Below are 4,393 nucleotides of genomic sequence, written 5' to 3'. Positions count from 1 at the left end.
TAATCATAATTCCGACAGGAATAGAAAATAATGCCATTATTTTAAAATATCTTTCGTCGGGATTCATATGATCCAAACGTTTAACAAAAAATGCTCCCAAAAGAATAAAAAATAAGCCTACCGCTCTTATTATCCATATTTTCATATATTTTACCTCTTATATATTGTATAAATTTATAGATTTTATAATATCAAATATGACTTTTTTTGTCAACGAATAACAAACAAGGAAACCTCCGTACAACATATAAATTTATCCCCACCAAAAGTAAAGAAAACCACAAAACAATACTTGCTCATCAATGTATTTTGGCTTACCGCATTTATCGACAAATAAAATAAAAATGTTAACGTTTCAACAATTATATGATATAATGTTTTTAAAATATAAAATATGGCATTTAAAATGAGGAGGAGGGTATTATGAAAAAAATTATTGCAATACTTATGTCATGCTTAATATTAATTGGGTTTACAGGCTGCGGCGGTCCGAGCGCTGAAGAAGTTCTAAAAGAACATATGGATATTTTATGCTGCAAAGACGAAAACAAAGTAATGGAAAAATATATAAACGGAGAAGAAGTCGACGAACAATACGAAAAAAGTCTCGGAAAAGACTTGATGTCTCTAAAAGCCAGTGGGCTTGATGCTTTTATGCTATCTATGTTCCAAAATCTGGATTATGAAATAAACAGCGTTGAAGAGAACAAAGACAGCGCAACAGCAAAGGTAACCTTTAAAACAATAGATTTTGGCAAAGCTTACGAAAAGGCCGTAAAGAAAACAATATCTTGGTTTAAAAACAATCTTTCTGCTTCTTCCGCTACCCTTACAAATAAAATAATGGAAAACTTTACAAAAGAAATAAACAAAGCAGGAAAGAGCGAAAAAAATCAGACAAAAACAGTTACATTCTTAATGAGTAAGGGAGACGATGGATGGGAAATAATTAACGGTTCATCTGCTCTTAACGAAGTATTTTCCGACATTGAATCAGAAATGACAAAAGTAAATAACAACATTGAAAGCTATTTCTAAATTTAACACATATAATAAAAAGAACGTATAAAATACGTTCTTTTTATTATAATCTTTTTCAACTACTATTTTTCAATGTTTTAAAATTAATTTTGTCCTTAAGTGTAAATTGACAAGAGAATTTATTCATATCTCAAATCTTTGTTCTCTATAGCATCCGCTGCCGATGTCTCTTCAAACACCAAATCCCCTTTTTGAATGGGAGCATTTTCATTTATAACATCTTCCGCCGAAGACACACTTATGGTGCTTACAATCTCTTCGTGAGGCTCTGCAGTCCCGTCATCAAGGTCGCTTTCCATTCCCTCATCCATAACTTCCGCACTATAATCTACATCTTCTTCATCTTCATAAACGTATTCTATGTCGACTGTCCCTTCGTATTCTTCTTCATCAACCTCATCATCTCTTGCACTCTCATTCGTATCCTCTTCATTTTCATCTTCAATGATTTCGTTTTCGTTCAATCCACCGTCTTCACCTTGTATATTTTCTCCATCATCTGTCGAATACTCCTCCTGTTCATACTCTTTTATATAATAAGAGCTGAAACTGTTAACGAGTTTACCGAGAAATGTATTGTTGTTTTCCAAAAATTTAAATAACCCATTGCTTCCAAGCCATGTAAGAAAAGAAAGCCATGCAATGTCTATCTTATCCATTACCCCTTCCATAAAGGAATACCCCATTATACTGCAAAAAGCAATACTTATTATAAGAGATATAAGTACAAATATATTGCTGTTTACACTACGTTTTTTTAGTAAAGATTTAAAAAATTCGGTCGTGAACATTACTATACTGGAAAAAATCAAGGCCATTACAAGTAACTCCAAAAAAGAATATATTCCATCAACATACATAAAATCTGTCATTTTTTTCTGACCTCCCGTACTATTTTATGAATATTTTCAATATTTCGTGTTACAAATATCTTTAACATTTAAATTGTATATACAATTCAAAAGAATAAAACCGCTGAAATAACGATATTTTGTATTATTTAATCGTATTTTATGGACTTTAAAATAAAATAAATTATAATTAACTAAATCTCAGAAAAGGCGGAACAGATTATTATGGATTTTTATAAATACAGAGAACATAAAGGTAAAGAAATGTTTGACTTTCCCATTGATTACTGCGTTATAGACATCGAAACAACGGGACTTGATCCAAATGAAAACGAAATAATAGAAATAGGAGCGATAAAAGTAAGAAATAAAGAAATAATATCAGAGTACCAAACCCTCGTAAAACCGGAAAAAGATACACTTAGCGAAAAGATAACCGATATTACAGGAATAACTTCCGATATGATAAAAGATAAAAGAACAATAAAAGAAGTCGTTCCCGAATTTGATGATTTTATAAAAGGAGAAATACTCCTCGGACACAATGTCAATTTCGACATAAACTTCCTCTACGACAATTACGAAAGAAAAAGCAACCTTCACATAAGTAACGATTATGTGGATTTACTTAAAATTTCAAGAAAAATAAGCCCGGAATTTGAAAACCACAAATTGGAAACTCTTTTGAAAAAATTTGACATAAAACAAAATCAAGCCCACAGAGCCGTATCGGACTGTATAGATGCTTACAATTGTTTCGAAAAATACAGAAATATTATTTTGGAACAATACGGCGACATCGGGATTTACAAAACAATTTTCAATGTATAAAAAACTCACCTCATCCCCAAATATATAATTTTATATTAAAAAGAATACAACCCACTGAAAGTTTTGAAGGGAATTATACATGTTAAAAATATAAAATAATGAATAATAGTATTATTTTATGCAAAAATAATATTATAAAATGAGGGAGTTGTAATTTTGGAAGAGTTTTATATCAAGACAAAAGGAAAAACAATAAGAATATATGCATTCTTAAATAAAAAAGTACCGTTTAAAGAAATATTGTTTAAAAACAAAAACATTTCTTTGAGTTTGAACAAAGAAGATAAAATTTACAAAACCGTTACTATACTTAACAACATAAACCGCAAAGACAGAATTTTTAATCTGAAAAACGTACTTGAAAAAAGCGATATACTGCTTATTAATTCTGCACTGAAAATCGGCATCAATCAACCAAACATAGAAACCGTAAGCTACGGAATGGACGAAAAGGCCTCCCTTACACTTTCAAGCATAGACGACATCAAAAACGGCAATCCCATAATATGTATACAAAGGGGTATAAACAGCGTTTTTTCAAAAAAAACCGAACCCATGGAACTTAAACTCGGATCTATGGAAAGTATAAAAGACATTAATACCTACGCGGGAATAAGTGCTCTTAAAATCGTATTAGAATTAGATTAAATATTTGAATTCATATAATATTTATTGTATAATTATAATATAAATTTTGAGAGAGGAACGAACAATGGAAAAGAACAATACAGGAAAAATTATTTTGGCATCGATAGTTGGTTCTGTAATTTTAGTAGGAGCCTTTGGAACGTATTTATGTGTGAAAGATAAAATCAATAAAAAGAAACTCGGCGGCAAACTGATAAAAGTCGACTATAATTATTCGAAAGAATTTAACGATTAACAAAAAGACCCGTGATGGGTCTTTTTTATTATATCGTTGTTGTGATACAATCTTGCATTACTTTGCATTATGAAAGGTACTTAAGACTATATTAATGAAAAAAACACTTTTGTATTATTTAAGAAGTAAAGGGTGTAACATTTCGTTATTATGATACAAATTTGTTCTATAAATAATATAGAGAGAAGTCTTTATAAAAAAAGCAACTCTTTCATTAGAGTCACTTCTATATACTGACAAGCTGAAATTTATTGTTGAATACCCTGAGTCCAAACATAGTACTTTTCTTCGACTTACTCTATCAAAAACGACCAACTATGTAGCTGATCGTCCCTGTGTAATTGCCTTAAAAAGTAATTGATAAACACCCTACTCTTGAAAAGTTCATTATCATTTACATCTATTATTTTTGAATAGAAAAATCCCTTTATAGATGATAAAAGGAATTGAGCCGATTACTCCAGCAAGTGTATAAATCGGGAAAGTAACAAATCCGATTATAATTTTAGGTGCGATAGGAGTTAGCCATTTCTTAACTAAACCGCTATAAAAAATCAAACCTGTGGGTATTCCGGCAAAAAGCAATCCAAAAGAAAGAATACTTCTTGTAAATCCTAATGGTTCAGGAACAGCCATACTTTGGCTTGTCCAAAACGCAATGTATTCAGGGTCACTAAGCTGATTCATTTGATTAAGTGCTACAAAATAACCAAGTACACAACCAATAATTAAAAATAAACATATAAGCAATATTTGTTTTAACTCTTTTTTCATATTTCATCTTCCT

General features: G+C 30.4%; 6 protein-coding genes. 4 read left to right on the top strand and 2 right to left on the bottom strand.

The window, feature by feature from the left end; all coding sequences use genetic code 11:
* Window positions 1–423 precede the first annotated feature (423 nt).
* The gene (locus tag QZ357_RS08855) at window positions 424–1,038 is read left to right on the top strand and encodes a DUF5105 domain-containing protein (protein WP_290776308.1); all 615 of its coding nucleotides are present in this window, start codon (window positions 424–426) and stop codon (window positions 1,036–1,038) included.
* 122 nt (window positions 1,039–1,160) lie between these two features.
* Here the strand turns inward: QZ357_RS08855 and QZ357_RS08850 are convergent, their stop codons facing one another.
* Window positions 1,161–1,913 carry a hypothetical protein gene (locus tag QZ357_RS08850; protein ID WP_290776306.1) on the bottom strand — a complete coding sequence of 251 codons (753 nt, stop codon included), beginning with the start codon at window positions 1,911–1,913 and terminating at the stop codon, window positions 1,161–1,163.
* A 204-nt stretch (window positions 1,914–2,117) separates the two neighbouring features.
* On the opposite strand from QZ357_RS08850, the gene QZ357_RS08845 reads away from it, so the two are divergent.
* The 3 genes from QZ357_RS08845 to QZ357_RS08835 all read left to right on the top strand — a co-directional run bounded on the left by QZ357_RS08845 (window position 2,118) and on the right by QZ357_RS08835 (window position 3,606).
* Entirely contained in the window at window positions 2,118–2,723 is a 606-nt protein-coding gene (locus QZ357_RS08845) for a 3'-5' exonuclease (protein WP_290776305.1), read from the top strand.
* A gap of 156 nt (window positions 2,724–2,879) precedes the next feature.
* A complete protein-coding gene (locus QZ357_RS08840) occupies window positions 2,880–3,371 on the top strand; it encodes a hypothetical protein (RefSeq protein WP_290776303.1) in 492 nt (163 codons plus the stop codon).
* A 64-nt stretch (window positions 3,372–3,435) separates the two neighbouring features.
* Window positions 3,436–3,606 (top strand): stress-responsive transcriptional regulator PspC, encoded by a 171-nt coding sequence (locus tag QZ357_RS08835; protein WP_290776302.1) that lies wholly within the window; start codon window positions 3,436–3,438, stop codon window positions 3,604–3,606.
* Window positions 3,607–3,996: 390 nt separating this feature from the next.
* Here QZ357_RS08835 and QZ357_RS08830 read toward each other — a convergent pair whose 3' ends face one another.
* Entirely contained in the window at window positions 3,997–4,380 is a 384-nt protein-coding gene (locus QZ357_RS08830; RefSeq protein WP_290776301.1) for a hypothetical protein, read from the bottom strand.
* Window positions 4,381–4,393 lie beyond the last annotated feature (13 nt).

Source organism: Anaerofustis sp. (assembly GCF_019420015.1).
Classification (GTDB): domain Bacteria; phylum Bacillota; class Clostridia; order Eubacteriales; family Anaerofustaceae; genus Anaerofustis.
The sequence above is the reverse complement of the archived record's forward strand: the minus strand, read 5'-3'. Positions and strand labels throughout refer to the sequence as shown.